Origin of the sequence: Methylobacterium sp. Leaf89 (assembly GCF_001422215.1) — a bacterium.
Classification (GTDB): domain Bacteria; phylum Pseudomonadota; class Alphaproteobacteria; order Rhizobiales; family Beijerinckiaceae; genus Methylobacterium.
In genome coordinates, this window is sequence record NZ_LMML01000004.1 from 60,263 (window position 1) to 81,335 (window position 21,073).

Genomic DNA, 21,073 nt, shown 5'->3' on the forward strand with positions numbered 1-21,073 from the left:
CCTTGGCGCGCCATCCCTTACCGGGCCATGCCCCAGCGCCGCACGGTCAACCGCTCGAAGGCCGCGAACACCAGATTCTCGACCACGAGGCCGATGACGATAACCAGGACGAGACCAGCGAAGACCCGGTCGGTGTAGAGCTCGTTGCGGTTCTGGAAGATGTACCACCCGAGGCCACCCCGCCCTGAGGAAGCCCCGAACACCAGCTCGGCCGCGATCAGGGTGCGCCAGGCGAAGGCCCAGCCGATCTTCAAGCCCGACAGGATCGCCGGCAGGGCGGCTGGGATTAGAATCTGCAGGACGTAGGACGGCCCGCGCAGGCCGTAGTTGCGCCCCGCCATCCGCAGGGTCTCGGGCACGCCCTGGAAGCCCGCATAGGTGTTGAGCGCCATCGGCCACAGCACCGAGTGGATCAGCACGAAGATCAGGCTGCCGGAGCCGAGGCCGAACCAGAGCAGGGCGAGCGGCAGCAGGGCGATGGCCGGCAGCGGATTGAACATCGCCGTCAGGGTGGAGAGCAGATCCCGGCCGAACTGCGTCGAGACCGCGAGCGTCGTCAGCCCGAAGGCGAGCACGATGCCGGCGACGTAGCCCTGCACCAGCACGGTCAGGGAAATGCGCACCCGATCCAGCAATTCACCGTTGGCGAGGCCGTCGACGAGGGCCGACATCGTGGCGAGGAATCCAGGCAGCAGCAGGTCGTTGTCCTGCCAGCGCGCCAGCCCCTCCCAGAGGAGCGCCAGAGCGGCGATGATCAGGCCCTTGCGCAGCCAGTCCTGCTGCCACAGCCGCGCGCGGAGCGGTAGCGTGCGCTCTACCGGAGCCTCAACGAAGGGCGCGAGCACCCGGTCGTATTCTGGGCGGATCGGCGGCCCCAGCTCGTGCGAGCTGCGATTGTGGGTGAAGAGATCGGAGCGGGTCGCGGACGCGCTCATCGGGCCGCCTCCGCAGGGGCGTCGGTCTCGAACAGACGCGCGTGCAGCCGCTGCACCGCTCCCTGGAAGGCCTCGCTGCCGATGCTGGAAAGATCGAAGGCGTGGCTGTTGAATTCGGCCCGCACCCGGCCGGGATGGGGCGAGAGCAGGGCCACCCGGTTGCCGACCACGAGCGCCTCCTCGATCGAATGCGTGACGAAGAGCAGGGTGAAGTGGGCCTCGTCCCAGAGGGCGAGCAGCTCTTCCTGCATCCGCCGCCGGGTCAGGGCGTCGAGCGCCGCGAAGGGCTCGTCCATCATCAGTACCCGGGGCTGCATCGCCAGGGCGCTGGCGATGGCGACCCGCTGCTTCATGCCGCCCGAGAGCTGGTGCGGGTAGCTGTCGGCGAAGGGCGTGAGCCCGACCTTGTCGATGTAGTGGCGGGCGCGCTCCTGCGCCTCCCTCCGGCCGAGCGCCTTGGCGGCGCGCAGCGGGAAGGCGACGTTCTGCGCCACCGTCTTCCAGGGCGGCAGCTGATCGAATTCCTGGAACACCACGATGCGGTCGGGCCCGGGCGCCCGTACCGGAGCGCCCGCCAGGGTGATCGCGCCCTCCACCGGCGTGATGAAGCCGGCCGCCGCTTTCAGCAGGGTGGACTTGCCGCAGCCCGACGGCCCGAGCAAGACGAAGCGGTCGCCCGCATGGATGTCGAGGTCGATCCGGTGCGTAGCCCGTACCACCCGCTGCGGCGTGCGGTATTCCAGGGTGACGCCCCGGATCTGCAGCAGGGGCGACGGGGCGAGCGCGGGGGGAGGCGCGGGCTCCGGTGCTGGCCGGGCGGGCGCGGCTTCGCGCCGAACGCCGTCGCGCGGGCGCGGCTCGGCCAGTTCGAGAACGGACAGGTCGGACAGGGTGGCGGCGCAGATCATCGCGGGCGGCTCAGCTGCCGGTATCGATGCGCGGATCGGCGAAGAAGTAATCGCCGATGGCCTGGGGCGCGGACTTGATCGCCCCGACCCGATGCATGAACTGGCCCAGCCCGAGGGTATTCTCCGGCGTTACCTTGAAGGTCACGGCCGGGTTGGTAATGATCGTCTTCAGCAGCGCCGGATCGAGCTTGCTGTTGGTCGTCCGGATGTAGATTTCGGCCGCCTTGTTGGGGTTCTCAGTGATGAACTTCGCCGCCTCGTCGAGCGCGTCCAGGAAGGCCTTGTAGGTCTTCGGGCTGGATTTGTAGAACGCCTCCGTCCCGTAGAGCACCGTCGAGGAGGACGGGCCGCCCTGGACGTCGTACGAATTCAGGACGATGCGGGCCTTGGGGTTCTCGGCCAGTTCCTGATCCTGAAAGGGCGGATTGCCGAAATGCCCGGAGATCTCGGTGCCGCCCTTGATGATCGCGGCCGCCGCCTCCGGATGCGGAACCGCGACGCTGATCCGGTCGAGCCTGGCGAAGTCTTTGTCGCCCCAGAGCTTGGCCGAGGCCCATTGCAGGATACGCGACTGCACCGAGACGCCCACCGCCGGCACCGCGATCCGGTCCTTCTCACCGAAGTCAGCGATGGTCTTCACCTCGGGATTGTTGGTGACGAGGTAGTAAGGAAAGTTGCCGAGCGAGGCGATGCCCTTGACGTTCTGCCGGCCCCGGGTGCGGTCCCATAGGGTAAACAGCGGCCCGACGCCGGCCCCCGCGACCTCAATGTTGCCGGACAGCAGCGCGTCGTTGACCGCCGACCCGCCCGAGAGCTGGACGTAGTCGACCTTGATGTCGAGGCCAGCCGCCTTGCCGTGCTTCTCAATGAGCTTCTGGTCTTCGACCACGTTGAGGAGCAGGTAGACGACGCCGAACTGCTTGGCGATCCGCAACTGTCCCTCGGCCGCCGCCGCCGCGCCGCCGGCGAGCGACGCGCACAGGGCCAGCCCGCCGAGCAAGGCTCCCGCCAAGCGCCGCGAGAGGAAGATGTGTTGCCTAATCGTCATCGTGTGCGCCGCCGACATGTCTGGAGAAGCTGTCTTTTCCGAAGACAATCCAAGTGATCCGGGTCGATAGAGAGCCCGAGATAGCTGGCGAAGATGGTATCCTGTGTCCGGGGCGGGTCAATAAAAGCGCCGTCTTTATTCGGATCGCATCGGAGACTGTTCGTGTTTCACGTTAGGGCTTCCAGAGAGTATTTCTCCAGACAGGCAATTTAGCGCCGGAAACCCCGCTTCGATGCGGGGAAGTGCCACTTTCTTCCGCCGGTCATCTCTGCAGGCGCTGCGCCCTCTGCGGGGACCGGAGTCTGATCGAACGTCCTGGCAAGAATTTCTCCCTGGAACCGGCGCATCTGGAGGCTGTTTCTCTTGCCGTACGCCACATATGGAGAGATCTTTGCGCTGATAGTCACGGCCGAATACATTTGAATTTCGCTCTCGGAGGCGCTGTCGACTCTGCCTTCACGCACTTCGTGTCATGCGGCTCCGCCTCGCAATCATTCCCCACCCCTGTTCGACTACATCTGCTGCGCCGGACCCTTCGACGCGCCGCAATCCCTCGGTGCGGACGAGACCTACCCCCTAAGCGCCTAAGTCTTTTACCCCGACGGGCTTCTGCCGGAGCACTCCGGTGCGCTCCCGGCGGTGGCGTTGCCGAACCGGCAGGGCTTCACCGGGGACGCACGCCCCGACATCCCGGTGACAGTTCGCTGAGTCGGTAAGATCGGCCGCGCAGGAGAAGCCTGCTCTCAGGACCCGTCCGGGAGGAAGGCTGTGCCCGCAGGCCACCGATCTTTGGAAACCGCTCTCATTGACCCTGGAGGCCCCGGATCGGCACACTTCCCCAAGGCGCGGCGCCTCCCGTCCGTGCCCCGCAAAGGTCCGTCCGCGGCCCTCGGACCGCGCCGCCGGTCCCCCTTCGCCACCCTCCTCGCGCGACGACGTACAGACCGGAGAAAACGATGGTTCTCGGAGATCAGGTAGTGTTCGCCCGGCTCGACGTAGCCGATGCCCTCGGGATCTGGCGCCACGCCACCGGGCGCATCGTCGACGTCCTGCCGGCCCGGGACGGGGCGCAGGTCGTGGACGTGCAGTTCGACGGACACGGCCTCCTTGTGGGCTACATCGCCGCCCTCTTCCAGCGCGTCGGGTGAGGCCGATGCCGCCGCTCACCGCCCGGACCTCGCGATCCACATGAGCCGATCCGCATGACCGCCGGCAGCCAGGCCTCGCGCGGTCCCAGCAACCTCTTGCGCCCGCCCCTGCGCAGCGTGAGCCAGACCACGGCCGGCTCCGATGTCTGGCGGGCGATGCGCGCTGAGGCGGAGGCAGCCCTCATTGAGGAGCCGCTCTATGCCGGAATCATCCAGGCGACGGTGCTCGACCAACCGAGCCTGGTCCATGCCTTCGCCTACCGCCTCGCCCATCGCCTCGGCGACGGCGACCTCGCGCGGCTCTCCACCCGCGACCTCTGCCTCTCGGCCTTCGAGGCCGACCCGCATGCGGGTGAGCACGCCGTGCGCGACCTTGTGGCCATCCGCGAGCGCGACCCGACCTGCCGGCGCTACCTCGACCCCTTCCTATTCTACAAGGGGCTCGCCGCCCTGGAAGGCTACCGGGTGGCGCACTGGCTCTGGCACCAGGGCCGCGCCACTCTGGCGCTGCACATCCAGAGCCGGATCTCCGAGGTGTTCGGCGCCGATATCCACCCGGCAGCGCGGATCGGCTCGGGCGTCTTTATCGACCACGCCACCGGCGTCGTCATCGGCGAGACCACGGTGATCGCCAACGACGTCTCGATCCTGCAATCGGTGACGCTCGGGGGCAACGGCAAGGAGAGCGGCGACCGCCACCCGAAGATCGAGCGCGGAGTGCTCCTCAGCGTCGGCGCCAAGGTGCTCGGCAACATCCGGGTCGGCGAAGGCGCGAAGGTGGCCGCCGCGGCCGTCGTCCTGCACGACGTGCCGGCCCACACGACCGTGGCGGGCGTGCCGGCCCGCGTCGTGTCGCGCATCAGTTCGGCCGAGGACCCCGCTCAGACCATGGACCAATTCTTCGGCGATGGGATCTGACGGGTGCGGGGGCCGGACGTCCCCAGGGGCAGCGACAGACCCGTCTATCGATCTCCGGCCGGTCCCCATACCTGGCCGCACAAGCGGGTTTCCCTTGCCGGGCGGACCGGATTTCGGACCAAGTCGCTCCAACCGTTTTTCCGCCCCCTTATCTCGGACAACAGTTTTCTCCAATCTTGCAGTAATACAATCTATTTTTTCGCTATCATCGATTTATAGACTTATTACTTCTCATAAGCATTCAAATATAGAATATCGTTTCGTTGACGCCCGCTCATAGTCACGGTTAGAACCGCATCGCGTCCGGCACTGTGCCAGTCATTATGCCGAAAGCGACAGGACTATGCGGTGGTCACCGCAGCGCTGTCCTTGAACGCGTAGTCGCTCGACTGCACGCACGCCGATCCACGGCCGGATGCGCGCGGCATCACCCGACAATCCAGACGGAGACGACCAACTATGAGCGGACAGGGGCAGAGCGTGGGCGCATCCGCAGCACGCAATCTATCGACGGCGACCGTCACGTCGGTCCAGAACCTCGCCAACACCCCGCGCTGGCTCCTGCGGCTCCTACCCTTCGTCAACGTGGATGGCGGCGTCTACCGCGTGAACCGGCGCGCCATCGTGCTGGCCAAGCCCGGCCGCATCGAATTCGCCGCCGACAAGGCGCGGGCGATCAGCCCGGCTTCCCTTCGCGCCGTGCCGCCGTTCAGCCGGCTGGGCGATGCCGAACTCGCGGCCCTCGCCGACCGGTTCACCGAGAGCAAGCACAGCGCCGGCGAGACGATCTCGGACGGTGGCGCGGGCGATCGCAGCCTGACCATCGTCGCCGACGGCACCGTCGAGCTGTCCCTGTCCGGCCCCTACCAGAACCGCCTGCGCTCAGGGCTCGCCGCCCGCGGCGACTTTTTCGGCGACGACACCCTCACGGGCGCCGGGCAGCCCGCTCCCGCCGTCAAGGCACTCTCGGCCGTCACGCTGCTGACCCTCGAACGGGCGGCCCTGGACGACGCCGCCGTCAAGAATCGCATCGCGCAGTATGTCGAGGAGCGCGACCGCCTGAGGGGTCACACCAACAGCCACGGCGAGCAGGGCATCGAGCTGCTCGCAGTGCAGACCGGCGCGCCGCGCCTGCCGACCACCTTCGTGGATTACGAGATCGACCCGCGCGAGTACCACCTCTCCACGATCCAGACGATCCTCAACACCCATACCCGCGTTACCGACCTCTACTCCAACGAGATCGACCAGCTGCGCGAGCAAATCCGCCTCACGGTCGACGCCGTGAAGGAGCGGGAGGAGTGGGAGCTGCTCAACAATTCGGAGTTCGGCCTGCTGAACGAGGTCGGCGGTCGCCAGCGAATCCCCACTCGCGGCGGCCCGCCCACGCCGGACGACCTCGACGAACTGCTGACGCTGGTCTGGAAGAAGCCGGCGTTCTTCGTGGCGCATCCCCGCGCCATCGCGGCCTTCGGCCGGGAAGCCACCCGCCGCGGCGTGCCCCCGGTGGTGATCCACCTGTTCGGTGCGCCGTTCATCACCTGGCGCGGCGTGCCGCTCGTGCCGAGCGACAAGCTGCCGATCGACATCGATCCGGTCAGCGGTGCCCAGACCACCTCGATCCTGCTGCTGCGTGTCGGGGAGGGCGAGCAGGGCGTGGTCGGCCTGCAGAAGTCCGGCGTTACCGGCGAGATCGAGCCCGGCCTGTCGGTGCGCTACATGGGCACCAACGACCATTCCATCGCCTCGCACCTGGTGACCCGCTACTTCTCCGCCGCCGTGCTGGTGGAGGACGCCATCGCACGCCTCGATAACGTTCTGCTGGGCAACTACCATGACTACGCCTGAGGCCGGTGTCTTGGGCTCGTCCGGCTTCGGCCTGCCCACGGGCGCGGCCGGCGACTCCGCTGGTTCCTTGGCGCATGCCGACCTCGTCGGACGCCTCGCCCGCGAGATCTACGGCCAGAGCCAAGCGGCGTCCGCGCCGCTGGCCCCCGCGCTGCCGGCCGCGCCGCAGGGTCCCCAGGGTCTCGAGACCCTTCCCCAGGTCCCCGGGCAGCCATCGCTTCCCGGCGCCGCCATCGGCACGCCCTCGGTACCTTCGGGCGTCCTACCGTCGGGCCTCCAGCCCAACGCCGCGGCCCTCGGGGGGCGCAACGTCGGTGGCCCGAGCATCGGGCTACCGGGCCTGACCGGGCCGTCGGCCGCCAACTCGTTCGGCGCAACGCCCGCGCCGGCGAGCGCCGGTTTCCTCGACACGGCGACGATCCCCTCAGTCCATCCCCTCGCCGACTCCCTGTCGACGAGACGCGGCCTGCCGGAGTTCTTCGTCCCCACCGTGCCGGAAGTGGCTGCCTTCCTGCCCAGCGGCCAGGACTTGCACCGGACGATCGCGAGAGACCATCCGCGCGCAAACGCCTTCGCGCACGCGATCGCACCGAGCCTCGTGCCGGCCGATCCCTCGAAGCGAGGCGGGGACGTCGCCCAGGCAACCTTCCAGCGCACAGGGCGCCTCCCGGGCGAGCCCGTCCACTCGGCGCAGCCGGGCGGTAACGCAGCGTCCGCGTCGGGCGACTATTATTTCCTGTCCGATTCTTCCCCGACGCAGTCCCGGCGCGCCTCAAGGCCGCACGCCGCCCCACGCGCCGAGCCCTCGCGGCACGGCGGGCCGGCCCCGCGCGTGACCTCCCACGGATCGAGCCCGGTGGCGGCGCCCTTCGATGTCGAGTGCGTCCGCAAGGACTTCCCGGCCCTCCACCAGAGCGTCAACGGGCACCCCCTGGTCTGGCTCGACAACGCGGCCACCACCCACAAGCCGCAGAGCGTCATCGACGCCACATCCGAGTTCTACGCGCGCCACAACTCGAACATCCACCGGGCCGCCCACACCCTGGCGGCGCGCTCCACCGACCTGTTCGAGGGCGGGCGCGAGAAGGTCCGGCGCTTCCTCAACGCGCCCTCCAAGGACGACATCGTCTTCCTGCGCGGCACCACGGAGGCGATTAACCTCGTGGCCAACTCGTATGGCCGCGCCAACATCGGTCCGGGCGACGAGATCATCGTCTCTCAGATCGAGCACCACGCCAACATCGTGCCCTGGCAGCTCCTGACTCAGGCCACGGGCGCGACCCTGCGGGTTATCCCGGTGGACGACCGCGGCGAGATCATCTTCGAGCAGTTCGCTGCCCTACTCTCGGGCCGCACGAAGATCGTCTCGGTGACCCACGTCGCGAACGCCCTCGGCACCATCAACCCGGTCCGTGAGATCATCGCGCTGTCCCACGCCTACGGCGTGCCGGTGCTGGTGGATGCGGCGCAGTCCTCGCCGCACATCCCCCTCGACGTGCAGGCGCTCGATGCCGACTTCCTCGTCTTCTCTGGCCACAAGGTGTTCGGGCCGACGGGGATCGGTGCCCTCTACGGCAAGAAGCACCTCCTGGAGGCGATGCCGCCCTGGCAGGGCGGCGGCCACATGATCGAGGACGTCACCTTCGCGAAGACCGTCTACAAAGGCGCGCCGGAGAAGTTCGAAGCCGGCACGCCCGATATCGCCGGCGCGGTTGGCCTCGGCGCCGCCCTCGACTACCTGGAAGGTGTCGGCCTGCCTGGCATCGCCGCCTACGAGCACGACCTGCTGGACTACGCGCAGGCCGGCCTCGCCGATGTGAAGGGTCTACGCCTGATCGGTACCGCCCGCCAGAAGGCAAGCGTGATGTCCTTCGTCATCGACGGGCACGCCAACGAGGCTGTGGCCCAGCATCTCGATGCCCACGGCATCGCGGTGCGATCGGGTCACCATTGCGCCCTTCCGGCCCTGCGCCGTTTCGGCGTCGACCAGTCGGTGCGGGCCTCGCTCGCCTTTTACAACACCCGCGCGGACGTGGATGCCTTCCTGACGGCGATGCACCGCTTGCCGAGGCGATAGGAAAGCCGGTCTTGCCTTGGCCGAGTTACAAAATGACCGGTCCGCTGAAGTCCGCAATTCGGCAGCCTTTACGAACGCATGTACGACCGGGTTGGGTCGGAGGCGGAATGACCGTTTAGGGTGGGGAGCGGACCTTAGCCTGTCACCTCGAAGCGGACGTTTCGCTTCCGACCAAAGGATGTGGCGTCCCATCCGGCTCGGTAGATGGAAATCTGTTCACCGGATCAGCCAGGTGCCCGTGTAGGTCATGGCAGCCGAGTAGATCGGATGCCCATCCTCGTCCGTCACCAGCACAGAGAAGGCTTGATGTTCGCCGTCCCTGGGCACCTCATGTGCTGTGATTTCAGGCAGGACTGTCTTCGCGTAACAAGCCGCCTCTTCAGGACCAGGCAGGTCTGTACCTTCCTCGTCGCGAAGAATTTTGCCGTCATGGATGTCGAAAAAATAGCGAGGCACAGGGCTCTCCACGCATCAAAGGCGGGAGCACAATCTGTCTCTCAAGCGCGGAAGGCCTGGGATATGGCCGCGATACCTCAGCGTAGCACAGTACCCAACGAAAAACTTAACAAATGGGTTTTTCTCTTGTCACTGGGGTAACGTCTGATACCGCCTACATGGCGGGGTACGGCGGAGCCTTCGGATGCAGATGAAGGTAGTTCGGATTGAAGCCTGCATAGGCCTGGATGGCCGCGACATTGGGCAAGGTAACTCGTCGCTCCTTGAGAACAACCAATTTTAGGCCTCGCAGCTCTTGCAGCACCCGGTTGACGTGTACGTTCGAGAGCCCCGTGGCGTCGCCGAGGTCTGCCTGGGTTAGCGGGAAATGGTAGCTGTTCTCTGTCGCAAGCCCAACCTCCTGGAGGCGGATCAAGAACTCGCAGAACAGGTGTGCGACCTGCTTGTCGGCTGAACGACGGCCCATGCACACCAGCCATTCCCGGAGGATCGCCTCATCAACCAAGCCAGCCCACTGCAGGGCACGGCCTAAGATCGGATAGTTCCTACTGAGTTCATTCATAACTGAGCGCGGAATACGAACCACATCGCAGGAGCTGATCGCTCCGATGCAGTGATCCATAGTCCCAAGGATCGACACGTTTAGGTCGCAGAAATCTCCCGGGATCAGGAAGGCAACGATCGACCGCCCGCCGTCTGGAAGCACCTTGTAGCGGCAGGCGAAGCCTTTCTGGATCAGGTGGACGTGATCGGGCACGTCTCCCTCCAAGATAAGCGCAGTCCGAGCTTGGACATCGCGAAGGCGCTCACTCGCTCCCATCAGGGCCTTTTCTTCGGATCCAGAAAGTACGAAACGGCGTCCAAGTTTCTGGATAAATGGATTGAGCATGTACCCTCCCGGGCCATGCCCAACCGTCAGTATGCAAACCTTAGCTGCGATTATCTAGAAGATTGCGCTGCGGTTTGGAATATAATTCCTTCGCCATGCCAAAATGATAATTGGGCCAGTACGTCTTAGCGCGAACGAATTGCCAATCGATTTCTTAAACCGGACATTTGGCGAGAGAGCATTGGGTTTCCGCAATCCACCCTGCCCAGGCGTAGGTCAGCCTGCGCCAACCTACCTCGAAGCAGACCTTCCGAGTTTCCGAGAAAGGTCGGGAGCGGCTCCGGCGGCTACGTCCGATTCGCTGCCACGTCGCTTTGGAGCGGACCAGCCGAATTCCACCCGTCAGGGTCGTAGAGCGGACGGACAGGTCCGGTTCGTCAACCGCCGGTCTGCTCTACGACTTGGTCGGGTGGATTGTTTCCAGTCCGCTTTCGGATGAAAAATCCGCAAAACCGACGTTCATTAACGGGGGAATGCGATGCGATCAGGCGTGGACGTAGTCCCAAACCTTGGAGATGACGACCGACCCCTCGCCCACCGAGGATGCGACGCGCTTGACCGAGTTGGCGCGCACATCGCCCACCGCGAAGAGGCCGGGCTGCGACGTCGCGTAGGGCGAGGTCTCGCCGATCGCCTCCCCGGTTAGCACGAACCCGTGGGCATCGAGCTTGGCGAGGCCGGAAAGCCAGCCGGTGTTGGGCGCGGCACCCACCATCACGAACAGGGCGCAGGTCGAGACCGTGCGCAGGGTGCCGTCGGCGACGTTGCGGATCGTCACCGCTTCGAGGTGATCCGCACCCTGCAGGGCGGTCACCTCGGCGCCGTATTCGATCGTGATCGCGGGCTCCGCCTCCAGGCGGTTGGACAGGTAGCTCGACATCGAGGTGGCGAGGGACCGTCCGCGCACGAGGAGGCGCACGTGGCCCGCCGAGCGGCTGAGGAACATCGCCGCCTGACCGGCCGAGTTGCCGCCGCCGATGATGATCGTCTCGGTGTTCCTGCAGTAGCGCGCCTCGATTTCCGTCGCGGCGTAATAGATGCCCGCGCCCTCGAAGGCTTCGAGGCGGTCGATCGGCAATCGCCGGTACTGCACGCCCGTCGCGGCGATGACCGCGCGCCCGCGAACCCGCTGGTCGTTGTCGAAGGTCGCGCAGAAGGCGTCGTCTTCGAGCCGCTCCAGCTTCACCACCCGGCGTGGCATCGCGAACCGCGTCCCGAACTTCATCGCCTGGACCTCGCCGCGCCAGACGAGGTCGGCGCCTGAGATGCCGGTCGGGAAGCCCATGTAGTTCTCGATGCGGCTGGACGTGCCGGCCTGGCCGCCGATCGCGAGATCCTCGATCACCAGGGCGCGCAGCCCCTCCGCCCCGGCATAGACGCCGGCCGCCACGCCGGCGGGGCCGCCGCCGACGATGAGCACGTCGAAGGCCTCGTCGTCGACGAGGTCGTAGTTCAGGCCGAGCAGCTGCGCGACCTTGTCCGGGGTCGGGTCCGTCACCACGACGTCCCGGCCGAAGATCACGGCCGGCCGAGCGGAGGAGATCGCGCAGCTCTTCGCGATGGCCCCCGCCTCCGGGGTGCCGAGCGCGTAGGATCGATAGGGGAAGCGGTTGCGGCTCGCGAATTCCGCGATCCGCCGGACGGCCCGGTCGTCATCCTCGCCGATGAGGACCAGCGTGCCGTCGCGCGAATCGAGCTGCCGCCGCCGCCGTGCCGCCAGCACCGTGATGACGATGTCCGACATTTCGGGAATCTCGGACATCAGCCGCAGCATGTCGGCCCGCGGCACCTCGATGACGCAGGTCTCGGTGACCGCCCGCATGGGCATCGACCAGGTGCCGCCGTTCAGGATCGAGATTTCGCCCATGAACTGCGTCGGCCCGAGGGTGGACGGAAGGTGGCGCTCGTCGGTGAACGGGTTCACCACTTCGACCTCGCCCGCGACGACGTAGACGAAGCGGTCGGCCGGTTCGCCGGCGCGGGCGAGGAACGTCCCGGCCGGATAGAGCCGCTGGGTACCGGCGGCTCGGAGCGCGGCGACATGCGCGGCGGCCAGGGGTACGCGCTGCATCTCGCTCAGGTCGCGGCCGATGGTTTCCATGTGTTCCCCCATCGTACGATCAGAAGCAGCATCGAGCGCGCGTCTCAGTCGAGCAGGCGCGCGGTCTTGCAACGGGTACCACACTGGTCCGCCTGCGCACCGGCGCTCGAACAGTCTTCTCCGCGTTCGCCGGCCGACGGAGTACGTGGACTAACCGGCGAGTTGACGGAGTTCGCCCCGGGCAATGCCGACGAGCGTGCGCATCGCGAGGCCGACGACGATCACCGTGGCAAGGCCGAGCAACAGCAGGGCCACCGCATCCGCGGCGATGGCCTGAGCATGCCCGGCATAACGCAACGCTGCGACCGCCATGGCGGCGATCGGGAAGCTCACAGCCCACCACGAGATCCGGAACGGGCAGCACCGCGGGAGATCGCACAGTCGGCCTATAAGCACAGCGAAGACGAACAGGGCGATGAGGAAAAGTGCCTCCGCGAAGGCGTCGACCCGGCCGAACGTCGCGACGTAGCTGGAGAAACCGACCGCGAAGGGGGCCACGAGGATCATCAGGGTCGGCCGCTGGGCCGGGACCAAGGGCTCCTCGAACACGAGCCGGGCAAAAACCAGCGTGAAGAGGGGGACCGCAAAGAACAACCCGATGCTCAATGAGAACATCATCAGGGTCTGGGTGTGCGGCAGTCCGAGCGCCGGCCCCGCCAGTGGCACGTCGAGAAGGCCAACCACCGGCACGATCCAGGCCGGCGTTGCGTGGGCAAGCTGGTGCCGGCTACCCATCCAGCGGCTGACGATCAAGAAGGCGAACAGGATCATCCCGCCGGCGCCGAGCATCCAGGCCGCCGCCGCCAGGAACGGGCTGAGTGGCTGAAGCACGAAAGGCAGCAGGAGCAGGCTGATGAGCACCGTCCCGAAGAGGTTCCCGGCGATCGGATGCCGGAACTCGCTCTGGACGCTCGTCCACGCGGTCACCGCCTTGGCGCCGTAAGCCACTGCCAGGAGACCGAATACGGCGAGCGCGCTCCAGCCTATCCCATCGCCGATGACCGCGGGCAGACCATACCGGGCGCTCGCCAGCCGCCATCCGATGCTGAGCCCCGTCAGTCCCATCACGGAACCGAACAAGCTCACCGGCAGGTAATCGAACAGGGGTTTGCGCGCCGCGGAGGCAAGCTGTATCTCGTCGACGGCCGCAGGCATCGTCATCGCCGGGCTTTCTCCATGCAGGCACCCGGGGGGACAACCGAGGCGAAGTGATCAGGATCAGGCACCAGACAGCCGGGTCTTTGCGAGTGGCAGGCTGCGGATGCGCTGCCCAGTCAGCGTCGCAACGGCGTTGACCACGGCCGGGGGTACGCCGGGCAGCCCCGGTTCGCCAATTCCACCCATGGGCGCCCCGCTCTCGACGATGGCGACGTGCACGCGCGGCATGCGCTCGCGGTCGAGGATAGGATAGGCGTCGAAGTTGCGCGCTTGACGCTGCCCGTCCTCGTAGACGACCTGCTCCAGTAGCGTCGAGGAGAGCCCTAGGGCGGCTGCGCCCTCCACCTGCCGCTTGACGATGGCGGGGTTGACCACGCTGCCCGGATCGATGGCGATCCAGAGGTCATGCACCCGCGCCTCGCCGTCCTTCAGCGAGACTTCGGCAATGGTCGCCGTCTCGGAACCAAAGGGCGAGGCCATGGAGACGCCGCGTGCCCGACGCGTGCCGTCGGCTGCCTGGAACGTCCCGCCTTTCCAGCCACCGGCCAAATCGGCGACGGCCCGAAGCAGGGTTCGGTGGCGCGGACTGTCCTTTAGAAGCGCCATGCGGAGTGCGAACGGGTCCTTGGCTCCGGCGGCCGCGACCTCGTCAAGGAAGCTCTCGTAGAAGAAGTCGTTCATCGAATGTCCGACAGAGCGCCAAAAAGCGATCGTGACCGGGTGCGGCACCTTCACGTAATCGAGGCGCCGGTTCGGAATGGCGTAGGGTTTCTTGTCGAGACCTTCCACGACAGACGAATCCACCGGCGATTTGAACAGAGCACCGAACCAGCGCCCGATGGGGCCTTCGCCCACTGCCGTCGTCTGCATGGCGACCGGCATCCCGTCGTTCCCGAGGGCTGCGCGGAATCGGGCGAAGCTCAGGGGACGCACCGCATCCATGCCGAACTCCTCCTCGCGGGACCACAGCACCCGGACCGGTCGTCCGGTCGCCTTCGCGAGGAGGATTGCCTGTGGGAACGGGTTGGCGGGTCCGTAGTAGAAGTGGCGCCCGAAGAAGCCGCCGAGCATCGGCGAATGGATGCGCACTTGCGCCGGCTGAATTCCCGCCGTGCCGGCCGCGATCTGTTGGAACAGTTCCGGCATCTGGTTCGGCAGCCAGAGGTCGAGGCTACCGTCCGCCTCGAACCGGGCGACGGCCGAGGGGGGCTCGAGCTGTGCATGCGCGAGGTAGGGCGCATCGTATTCCGCCTCGACGATCTTCGCCGCCATTGCGAAGGCGCCCGCGACATCGCCCTCCTGCTCGGCGGCGATGCCCGGCTCCGTCGTGGATTTTAGGGCCGCGAGCATCGCGGTTGACGAGAAGGATTTGGAGACCGTGGCGACCCCGTCCTGAGCGGGGCTCGTCCAGGTTACCTGCAACGCCTCCGCGCCCTTGCGCGCCCGCCACCAGGAATCCGCCACGACCGCCACCGCGCCAGGCAGGCGATGCACCGAGTCGATCCCGGGAATCGCACGGATGTCCACTTCGTTGGCGATGGTCTCGGGCTCCGTGCCGAGATGCGGAGCGTGCTGGATCGCCGCATGGAGCATCCCATCGAGGCGGAAGTCGATCGCGTAGACCGCGCGGCCGGTGGATTTATCCCGCATGTCGAGCCGCGCGACCGGCTTGCCGATCCATCGGAAGCTCTTGGGGTCCTTTAGCGGCACGTCGTCCCGTGGCTGGAGGGCGAGCGCGGCGGAGGCGAGTTCACCATAGCCGAGCGACCGGCCAGATGTGGCGTGGATCACCCGGCCGTCATCGGTGGTGAGCTGATCCTGAGGGACGCCGAGCTTGGCCGCGGCGGAGCGCAGCATCAATTCGCGGGCCGTGGCGCCCAGGCGCCGCATGGCCGCGTAGCTGGAACGGGTCGAGAAGCTTCCCCCCGTCATGCGCAGGCCGTTGACAACGGCATAATCGGGCCCGGGCGGCGCGCATTCGACGTCAAAGCGCGCCGGGTCGAGGTCGAACTCCTCACCGATGGTCTGAGCGAGACCAGTATTGATGCCCTGGCCGCCCTCCACGAACGGGCTCAGCAGGCGCACCGTGCCGTCGGACCGCATCTCCAGGAAGGCCGCGACCCGCGTGCCGGGCTTGGGCGCTATCGCGGCCGCGCCCTCGGGCCGCTCCCCGGCGCCGACGGGGTCGGGACCAAGGTTGACGCCGAGCACAAGGGCGCCGGTGGCGGCACCGAGGAAGTTTCGCCGCGACAGGTTGCGGATGGGCTCGCGGCGGCCGGTGGTCGGCCGGGAGGGCGTGAGGTCGTTCATGATGCCATCTCCCCTCAGACCGCGGCCTGCCGCACGGCGGCAGCGATCGCGTTATAGGTGCCGCAGCGGCAGAGATTGGTCATCGCCGAGGCGATGTCGTCCTCGGTCGGCTTCGGTGTTCCCTTCAAGAGGCCGGTCGCCGCCATGACCTGGCCCGACTGGCAGTAGCCGCATTGTGGCACCTCGATGCCGATCCAGGCCGCGACGACCCTCGCGCCCACCGGATCCCGCTCGATCGCCTCAATGGTGGTGACGCTCTGCGTCCCAACGCTCTCCAGCGGGATCTGACAGGAGCGCGTCGCTTGTCCGTCGAGGAGGACCGTACAGGCACCGCACTGTCCGATGCCGCAGCCATACTTAGTGCCGCTCAGCTCAAGGGTGTCGCGCAGGACGAAAAGGAGCGGCGTATCGGCTTCGGCCTCGACAGCATGTGGCCGGCCATTGACCGTCAGATTCACCATGGCCGCGTTTCTCCGAGAGGTTCGCCCCGCACTGCATTATGGATAAGTCTGGCCGACGCGGTCGCAAACGTCATAAACGCAGCGTTTTCGGACATGCGGCGGCTTCACGCGGCGTGCCTGTCTCGCAGCAATCCCTGCCGGATCTCCTGCGGAGTCTGCCCGTAGATCCGCAGGAAGGCGCGGCGCATCCGCTCCCTGTCGGCGAATCCTGATTCCATGGCGACCACATCGAGGGAGTGCCGGCTTCGCACCAACAGCACGCGGGCGGCATCGGCACGCAGGCGCTCGATCACCTTGGCCGGCGACAGGCCGAATTCCGCCTGGACTGCCCGGTTGAACTGCCGGGGCGAGAGGCGGGCGGCATCGGCGAGGCGGGTCACACTAAGCGATTCCCGCAGATGGCCGCGCGCGAACGTGAAGGCCCGCTGAATCCGATCGGATTTCGGCTCAAGGTCCAGAAGGTCGGAGGCCTGCGGCTGACCGCCGGAGCGGCGCCGATCGAGGAGCATCCGGCGGGCAACTTCGCGGGCCGCCCCCGGCCCGAGGTCGTCTTCGACCAGCGCCAAGGCCATGTCGACGGAGGCCGTCATGCCGGCCGAGGTCCAGATCGTCCCATCCCGAACGTAGAGCTGGTCGGTTCTCACCCGCAGGTCGGGAAAGCGCGCCGCCAGCTCCGCGTTGTCGCGCCAATGGGCCGTGACCTGACGGCCCGCGAGAAGGCCCGCCTCCGCCAGTACGAAGCTGCCCCGGCAGAAGGATGCGACACGCCGCGCCTGCCCAGCGACCCGGCGTACGAACACGAGGAGGACCGGCGAGTCTGCCCCCGCGCTAGTAGTGGCTCCGACGATGAGGGTGTCGAACGCCGCCTCGCCGGGTGGCTCGGTCATCACGGCAAAGCCCGCGTTCGTCTGAACCGGACCGCCCGCTTCGGAGATGAGATGCAGGTCGTAGAAGGGTTCGCCGGCCACGTTGTTCGCGACCTGGAATACCGCCATGGCCGAAAGCGACATCAGCTTTAACTCGGGGATCGCCAGAACGCCGATGGTCACCATGGCCTTCTCCCTGCGTTCGGTTTCGCGGAAGTATTGGGCGAGATTAACAGATTTTACAGAGGCGGTCCCCGGTTCGCGACAGAGACCGGCTTCGCGACCAAGTTCTCGGCAGGCCCGTGTTGGCGGGCCGACCTGAACCTGCTGCGCTCAGAACCGCGATGTCCGGGCGAGCGACTCGGCGTGAATCGTCTCAACCCGCCCGATACCGGTCCGCTGCCACGGCGCTCGACAGGTGTGGCAGCATCGCTTGGCGAGCGTCCTCCCATGCCTCCCATTCGGCCCCATCCATCAGCGACGGAACAGTGGCGAACTCACCCCGGTCGAGGCCGACTAGGGCTGCGTCCACGAGATCGGGAGCGGACATGACCCACCCGTCGGGAAGGTTGCTGGCCGGAAGCCCGGCGATGTCCCAGAACTCCGTGCCGGTCGCCCCAGGCAGGACGACCTGCACGGCCACCCCGGTGCCGGCGAGTTCCTTGCGCAGTGACTGACTGAAGGCGAGGACGAAGGACTTCGTGCCGCCGTAAACACCGTTGAGTACCTCCGGGCCAATGGCGACGATCGAGGCGATGTTGATGATCGTGCCGCTACCGCGTGCTGTGAAACGTGGTACGGCCGCATAAGTCAGGCGCGTCGGGGCAGTGACGTTGATCGCAATCATCTGCTCCATCTCGTCCACCGAGGCGGATGCCAGGGGCGCGGCGCTGCCGAAGCCGGCATTGTTGACTAGATGGGTGATGCTTGCATCGGTCTTCAGGATCGCTTCGACTTCGCGGAGTCCCTCGGCGCCCGCCAGATCAGCCGCGACGGCTCGGACCGTGACGCCATAGCGACCCGACAGTGTTTCGGCGACCGCATCGAGCCTCGTCCTGTTGCGTGCCACCAGGATGAGATCGTGGCCGCGCGCAGCGAAGCGGTCGGCGTAGACTGCACCGATGCCCGAGGAGGCTCCAGTGATGAGCACGGTTCCTGGCTTGATATTCATGGTCCTGGTCCTTCGACATACGTCGGTGGCTGTTTGCGACGTCGCGATACTAGGACTGGACGGCAATGTCTCAAATGACGTAAAAGTGTCAATTCGGGACACAAGCGGTGGTGGTTTCGATGCCAGAGGTCGGCTTCATTCTTGAGGACGGGTTCCAGGTTATGGGACTGGCCGCGCTATCGGCCTTCGAGTTCACCAACGTGGAACTCGGATACGAAGCCTACCGCCTGACAGTGATGTCCGAGTGTGGTGGAACGATCCGGTCGTCGCTGGGCATCCGGATTGAGACGGTTCCACTCACCCTCGTGCCAGACACCTTGATGGTCGTCGGCGAGCTGCTTCCCCGCCCCCTCACGCTTGCCCTGCGCAGCTATATCGCTGAGGCGGGCCAGACTTCCCGACGGGTCGCAGGACTATGCACGGGGGCATTCGCGCTGGCTGAGGCGGGATTGCTCGATGGCCGTACCGCGACCACGCACTGGGCCCATGCCCGGGACTTGCAGGCCAGGTTTCCCCGCGTCCGCGTCGACGACGACCGCATCTTCGTCTCCGACGGACACATCTGGACATCCGCCGGGATGAGCGCGGCCATCGACCTGACCCTCGCCCTGATCGAAGACGATCACGGCGCGGACCTGTCGCGGATGGTGGCGCGCAAGCTCGTCGTCTACCACCGCCGCCCGGGCGGCCAGTCCCAGTTCTCGGCGCTCTTGGAATTGGAGCCCCGCTCCGACCGCGTCCGCCGCGCGCTGGTTTACGCCCGAGAGCATCTGGCCAATCCGCTGACCGTCGAGGAGCTCGCTGACGCCGCGAGCGTAAGTCCCCGACAGTTCAGCCGGATCTTTCGCGAGGAGACCGGACAGTCCCCGGCCAAGGCCGTAGAGCGCCTCCGCCTGGAGGCTGCGCAACGCATGCTCGAAGACGGACGCCATGCGATGGATGTCGTCGCCCGCGACACCGGCTTTGCCGATCGCAATCGGATGCGGCGAGCTTTCCTGCGCATGTTCGGTCAAACGCCGCAGAGCTTGCGTCGCGGCACGCGCGTCGTAGAGCCGTCCGATACACGCTTACAGATAACCGAGACAACGGACTGAGCGGCCGAGTTAGGTTCACACCTGGCAGCCCGCTCTACGACCGGGTTGGATGGAATGCGGTCCGACCGCTTTGGCACTTCGAAGATCTACGACGGACATCGACAGACGCGCTGCACCGGCGGCAAACTATGTGGCAAACCAGATATCTTCGCTGTGCCGATGACACTAATCGATGCTTAGCGCCGCATCTCTTGGAATTGCAAAGAGCCGTATGGCTTCTGAGTGCCCACGGATCGCGTGAAAACCACGGTCGGTGAATCTGCGCACCGTCCCCTCGCTCCCCTCGTTCAGCATGCGCCGGACCACGGCGTCTGTGATCAGGATCGAAGCCTTCGCTTCCCGGCAGTGGTTCTCGACACGGCTCGCAACGTTCACGGTATCGCCGAGGACCGTCAGTTCGAGCCGGCTCTCGCATCCAACATCGCCGAGCACGACATCGCCATAATGGATGCCGATGGCAACTGTGACCGCTTCCTGTCCCGATGCCGCACGCTCATCGTTCCATGCTTGAAGCCTCGCCTGCATTGTCAGTGCACACCGTACGGCATTCGTTGCGCTCGAATCACTCGAAACAGGCAAGCCGAACACTGCGATCAAACCGTCGCCCGTGAACTTGTCGACGGTGCCGTGATGCTCGAACACACTGGAACTCAGAGTGCACAGCAGTTCCCGAAGCATGGCGATCACGTGTTGCGGCTGCAGAACGCTACAGAACTTCGTAAATCCAATCATATCGACGAACAGGACCGCAGCAGGCTCATATCTGGTCGTCGATAGCGCGATGTCGTTCGTCGCGATTTGTTCGACGATAGCCTGCGGGAAGAAGCGGGCCAGATTGTCCTTTTCCTTACCAACTGCGATCAATCGCTCACGAGTTGCGATGTTGAACAAAGCGAGTTTCGTGGTGATCGCGATTGCGGCGAGGCTGATCATTGTACGGGCTGCGGCGCCACTGTCCGGGTCCGAGCCATGGGTGATGATGAAGCTTAAGAATGTCAGCGCCGCGCAAAGCGCCGCAGTCCTGAGTATGCCAACTTGTTTGAACCATAGGGCCGCAAGGACAATGACGACAATGTAAAGGACGGCAACGGCGAAATGCAACGGACTCCACGTGTCGAATAAGAAGATTGAGGCTGCTGAAAGCACCACGTAGCCCAGAGGCTTGCGGCTTTGAAAAAGGCCGCCAACCCTCGCCTGCATGCCAACGAATGTCATTGGCGAGGACGTTAGGTCATACCCCACTGCGAACCCCCCCCAAATTGAATCGTAGGCAGAGTAGGCGGATCTGATTATTTTTGCCAATTCCCTGAAGTCAATCGCACCCTATTCGCGAAGTCTGGCCCCCGCCTCGGTTGTCAGATCCGCGCAACATCGGCCTTCTCTGATTCAAAGACCGGTCTTGCCGGCGAGCCATGAAGCCATGGGTATCCTCCTGACCAAAAAGGGACGACAGCCACGCATCATGAACAGCCCGCAGGTTTAGGACCGACACCTGATGGTTTCCGCGCCTTAACGCGCGATGAAACCGCCGTCGATCAACTGGCTCCGCCGTTACCAACCTTTGCCCGGCCCTTCCAGGAATGCGATGATCGGCGTGATCTCGCTTATTGTGCCGAGGCGGTTCTGTACTTTCATCCTTTTCCGGAACGCCGTGGAATGCTCCGTCTCTGCCGGGTAGAAGAACA

The 21,073-nt window shown here is 65.9% G+C and carries 17 protein-coding genes; 5 read left to right on the forward strand and 12 right to left on the reverse strand.

All coding sequences use genetic code 11. The annotated features are described in order from the left end of the window. Positions 1-17: 17 nt before the first annotated feature. Genes ASF18_RS01690 through ASF18_RS01700 form a run of 3 tightly spaced genes read right to left on the reverse strand, consistent with a single transcriptional unit; the run spans position 18 to position 2,891 of the window. Positions 18-935: an ABC transporter permease gene (locus ASF18_RS01690; RefSeq protein WP_056348770.1), complete on the reverse strand. Its 918-nt coding sequence runs from the start codon at positions 933-935 to the stop codon at positions 18-20. Then, on the reverse strand, positions 932-1,843 hold the full coding sequence (locus ASF18_RS01695) for an ABC transporter ATP-binding protein (protein WP_082486921.1): 912 nt from the start codon (positions 1,841-1,843) through the stop codon (positions 932-934). The genes ASF18_RS01690 and ASF18_RS01695 overlap by 4 nt, the downstream gene beginning before the upstream one ends. 10 nt (positions 1,844-1,853) lie before the next feature. Then, positions 1,854-2,891 carry an ABC transporter substrate-binding protein gene (locus ASF18_RS01700; RefSeq protein ID WP_056349291.1) on the reverse strand — a complete coding sequence of 346 codons (1,038 nt, stop codon included), beginning with the start codon at positions 2,889-2,891 and terminating at the stop codon, positions 1,854-1,856. 956 nt (positions 2,892-3,847) lie between these two features. Here ASF18_RS01700 and ASF18_RS01705 point away from each other — a divergent pair. The 4 genes from ASF18_RS01705 to ASF18_RS01720 all read left to right on the forward strand — a co-directional run bounded on the left by ASF18_RS01705 (position 3,848) and on the right by ASF18_RS01720 (position 8,882). After that, the gene (locus tag ASF18_RS01705; RefSeq protein ID WP_056213034.1) at positions 3,848-4,039 is read left to right on the forward strand and encodes a hypothetical protein; all 192 of its coding nucleotides are present in this window, start codon (positions 3,848-3,850) and stop codon (positions 4,037-4,039) included. 54 nt (positions 4,040-4,093) lie between these two features. Further along, the gene (gene cysE, locus ASF18_RS01710) at positions 4,094-4,957 is read left to right on the forward strand and encodes a serine O-acetyltransferase (RefSeq protein WP_056348773.1); all 864 of its coding nucleotides are present in this window, start codon (positions 4,094-4,096) and stop codon (positions 4,955-4,957) included. Positions 4,958-5,416: 459 nt separating this feature from the next. Beyond that, positions 5,417-6,805 (forward strand): family 2B encapsulin nanocompartment shell protein, encoded by a 1,389-nt coding sequence (locus tag ASF18_RS01715; RefSeq protein WP_056348776.1) that lies wholly within the window; start codon positions 5,417-5,419, stop codon positions 6,803-6,805. Further along, positions 6,792-8,882 (forward strand): family 2A encapsulin nanocompartment cargo protein cysteine desulfurase, encoded by a 2,091-nt coding sequence (locus ASF18_RS01720; protein WP_056348779.1) that lies wholly within the window; start codon positions 6,792-6,794, stop codon positions 8,880-8,882. The genes ASF18_RS01715 and ASF18_RS01720 overlap by 14 nt, the downstream gene beginning before the upstream one ends. Positions 8,883-9,098: 216 nt before the next feature. On the opposite strand, the gene ASF18_RS01725 is transcribed toward ASF18_RS01720, so the two are convergent. The 8 genes from ASF18_RS01725 to ASF18_RS01760 all read right to left on the reverse strand — a co-directional run bounded on the left by ASF18_RS01725 (position 9,099) and on the right by ASF18_RS01760 (position 18,294). Beyond that, entirely contained in the window at positions 9,099-9,338 is a 240-nt protein-coding gene (locus ASF18_RS01725; RefSeq protein ID WP_055954265.1) for a hypothetical protein, read from the reverse strand. A gap of 154 nt (positions 9,339-9,492) precedes the next feature. Beyond that, positions 9,493-10,227 carry a Crp/Fnr family transcriptional regulator gene (locus ASF18_RS01730; RefSeq protein WP_082486924.1) on the reverse strand — a complete coding sequence of 245 codons (735 nt, stop codon included), beginning with the start codon at positions 10,225-10,227 and terminating at the stop codon, positions 9,493-9,495. 484 nt (positions 10,228-10,711) lie between these two features. Next, the gene (locus ASF18_RS01735) at positions 10,712-12,328 is read right to left on the reverse strand and encodes an FAD-dependent oxidoreductase (RefSeq protein ID WP_056348782.1); all 1,617 of its coding nucleotides are present in this window, start codon (positions 12,326-12,328) and stop codon (positions 10,712-10,714) included. Between the two features lie 150 nt (positions 12,329-12,478). Continuing rightward, the gene (locus ASF18_RS01740) at positions 12,479-13,483 is read right to left on the reverse strand and encodes an SLAC1 anion channel family protein (protein ID WP_156649583.1); all 1,005 of its coding nucleotides are present in this window, start codon (positions 13,481-13,483) and stop codon (positions 12,479-12,481) included. A gap of 63 nt (positions 13,484-13,546) precedes the next feature. Continuing rightward, positions 13,547-15,796, reverse strand: a complete 2,250-nt coding sequence (locus ASF18_RS01745) for a xanthine dehydrogenase family protein molybdopterin-binding subunit (RefSeq protein WP_056348789.1) — start codon at positions 15,794-15,796, stop codon at positions 13,547-13,549. A gap of 14 nt (positions 15,797-15,810) precedes the next feature. Then, positions 15,811-16,257: a (2Fe-2S)-binding protein gene (locus tag ASF18_RS01750; protein WP_056348791.1), complete on the reverse strand. Its 447-nt coding sequence runs from the start codon at positions 16,255-16,257 to the stop codon at positions 15,811-15,813. 104 nt (positions 16,258-16,361) lie between these two features. Further along, positions 16,362-17,309 (reverse strand): helix-turn-helix domain-containing protein, encoded by a 948-nt coding sequence (locus ASF18_RS01755; RefSeq protein WP_056348794.1) that lies wholly within the window; start codon positions 17,307-17,309, stop codon positions 16,362-16,364. A gap of 190 nt (positions 17,310-17,499) precedes the next feature. Beyond that, complete coding sequence (locus tag ASF18_RS01760; protein ID WP_056348796.1) at positions 17,500-18,294, reverse strand: SDR family oxidoreductase; 795 nt, start codon at positions 18,292-18,294, stop codon at positions 17,500-17,502. A gap of 119 nt (positions 18,295-18,413) precedes the next feature. On the opposite strand from ASF18_RS01760, the gene ASF18_RS01765 reads away from it, so the two are divergent. Further along, a complete protein-coding gene (locus tag ASF18_RS01765; RefSeq protein WP_056349294.1) occupies positions 18,414-19,388 on the forward strand; it encodes a GlxA family transcriptional regulator in 975 nt (324 codons plus the stop codon). Positions 19,389-19,553: 165 nt separating this feature from the next. Here ASF18_RS01765 and ASF18_RS01770 read toward each other — a convergent pair whose 3' ends face one another. Further along, a complete protein-coding gene (locus ASF18_RS01770) occupies positions 19,554-20,588 on the reverse strand; it encodes an adenylate/guanylate cyclase domain-containing protein (protein ID WP_056348799.1) in 1,035 nt (344 codons plus the stop codon). Positions 20,589-21,073: the final 485 nt, after the last annotated feature.

Bases quoted from the DNA above. Each gene is read 5' to 3' on its own strand.
- ASF18_RS01720 (WP_056348779.1), top strand. From the start codon at position 6,792: ATGACTACGCCTGAGGCCGGTGTCTTGGGCTCGTCCGGCTTCGGCCTG.
- ASF18_RS01755 (WP_056348794.1), bottom strand. From the start codon at position 17,309: ATGGTGACCATCGGCGTTCTGGCGATCCCCGAGTTAAAGCTGATGTCG.
- ASF18_RS01695 (WP_082486921.1), bottom strand. From the start codon at position 1,843: ATGATCTGCGCCGCCACCCTGTCCGACCTGTCCGTTCTCGAACTGGCC.
- ASF18_RS01765 (WP_056349294.1), top strand. From the start codon at position 18,414: ATGCCAGAGGTCGGCTTCATTCTTGAGGACGGGTTCCAGGTTATGGGA.
- ASF18_RS01750 (WP_056348791.1), bottom strand. From the start codon at position 16,257: ATGGTGAATCTGACGGTCAATGGCCGGCCACATGCTGTCGAGGCCGAA.
- ASF18_RS01690 (WP_056348770.1), bottom strand. From the start codon at position 935: ATGAGCGCGTCCGCGACCCGCTCCGATCTCTTCACCCACAATCGCAGC.
- ASF18_RS01740 (WP_156649583.1), bottom strand. From the start codon at position 13,483: ATGCCTGCGGCCGTCGACGAGATACAGCTTGCCTCCGCGGCGCGCAAA.
- ASF18_RS01705 (WP_056213034.1), top strand. From the start codon at position 3,848: ATGGTTCTCGGAGATCAGGTAGTGTTCGCCCGGCTCGACGTAGCCGAT.
- ASF18_RS01745 (WP_056348789.1), bottom strand. From the start codon at position 15,796: ATGAACGACCTCACGCCCTCCCGGCCGACCACCGGCCGCCGCGAGCCC.
- cysE (WP_056348773.1), top strand. From the start codon at position 4,094: ATGACCGCCGGCAGCCAGGCCTCGCGCGGTCCCAGCAACCTCTTGCGC.
- ASF18_RS01700 (WP_056349291.1), bottom strand. From the start codon at position 2,891: ATGACGATTAGGCAACACATCTTCCTCTCGCGGCGCTTGGCGGGAGCC.
- ASF18_RS01760 (WP_056348796.1), bottom strand. From the start codon at position 18,294: ATGAATATCAAGCCAGGAACCGTGCTCATCACTGGAGCCTCCTCGGGC.
- ASF18_RS01715 (WP_056348776.1), top strand. From the start codon at position 5,417: ATGAGCGGACAGGGGCAGAGCGTGGGCGCATCCGCAGCACGCAATCTA.
- ASF18_RS01770 (WP_056348799.1), bottom strand. From the start codon at position 20,588: ATGCAGGCGAGGGTTGGCGGCCTTTTTCAAAGCCGCAAGCCTCTGGGC.
- ASF18_RS01735 (WP_056348782.1), bottom strand. From the start codon at position 12,328: ATGGAAACCATCGGCCGCGACCTGAGCGAGATGCAGCGCGTACCCCTG.
- ASF18_RS01730 (WP_082486924.1), bottom strand. From the start codon at position 10,227: ATGCTCAATCCATTTATCCAGAAACTTGGACGCCGTTTCGTACTTTCT.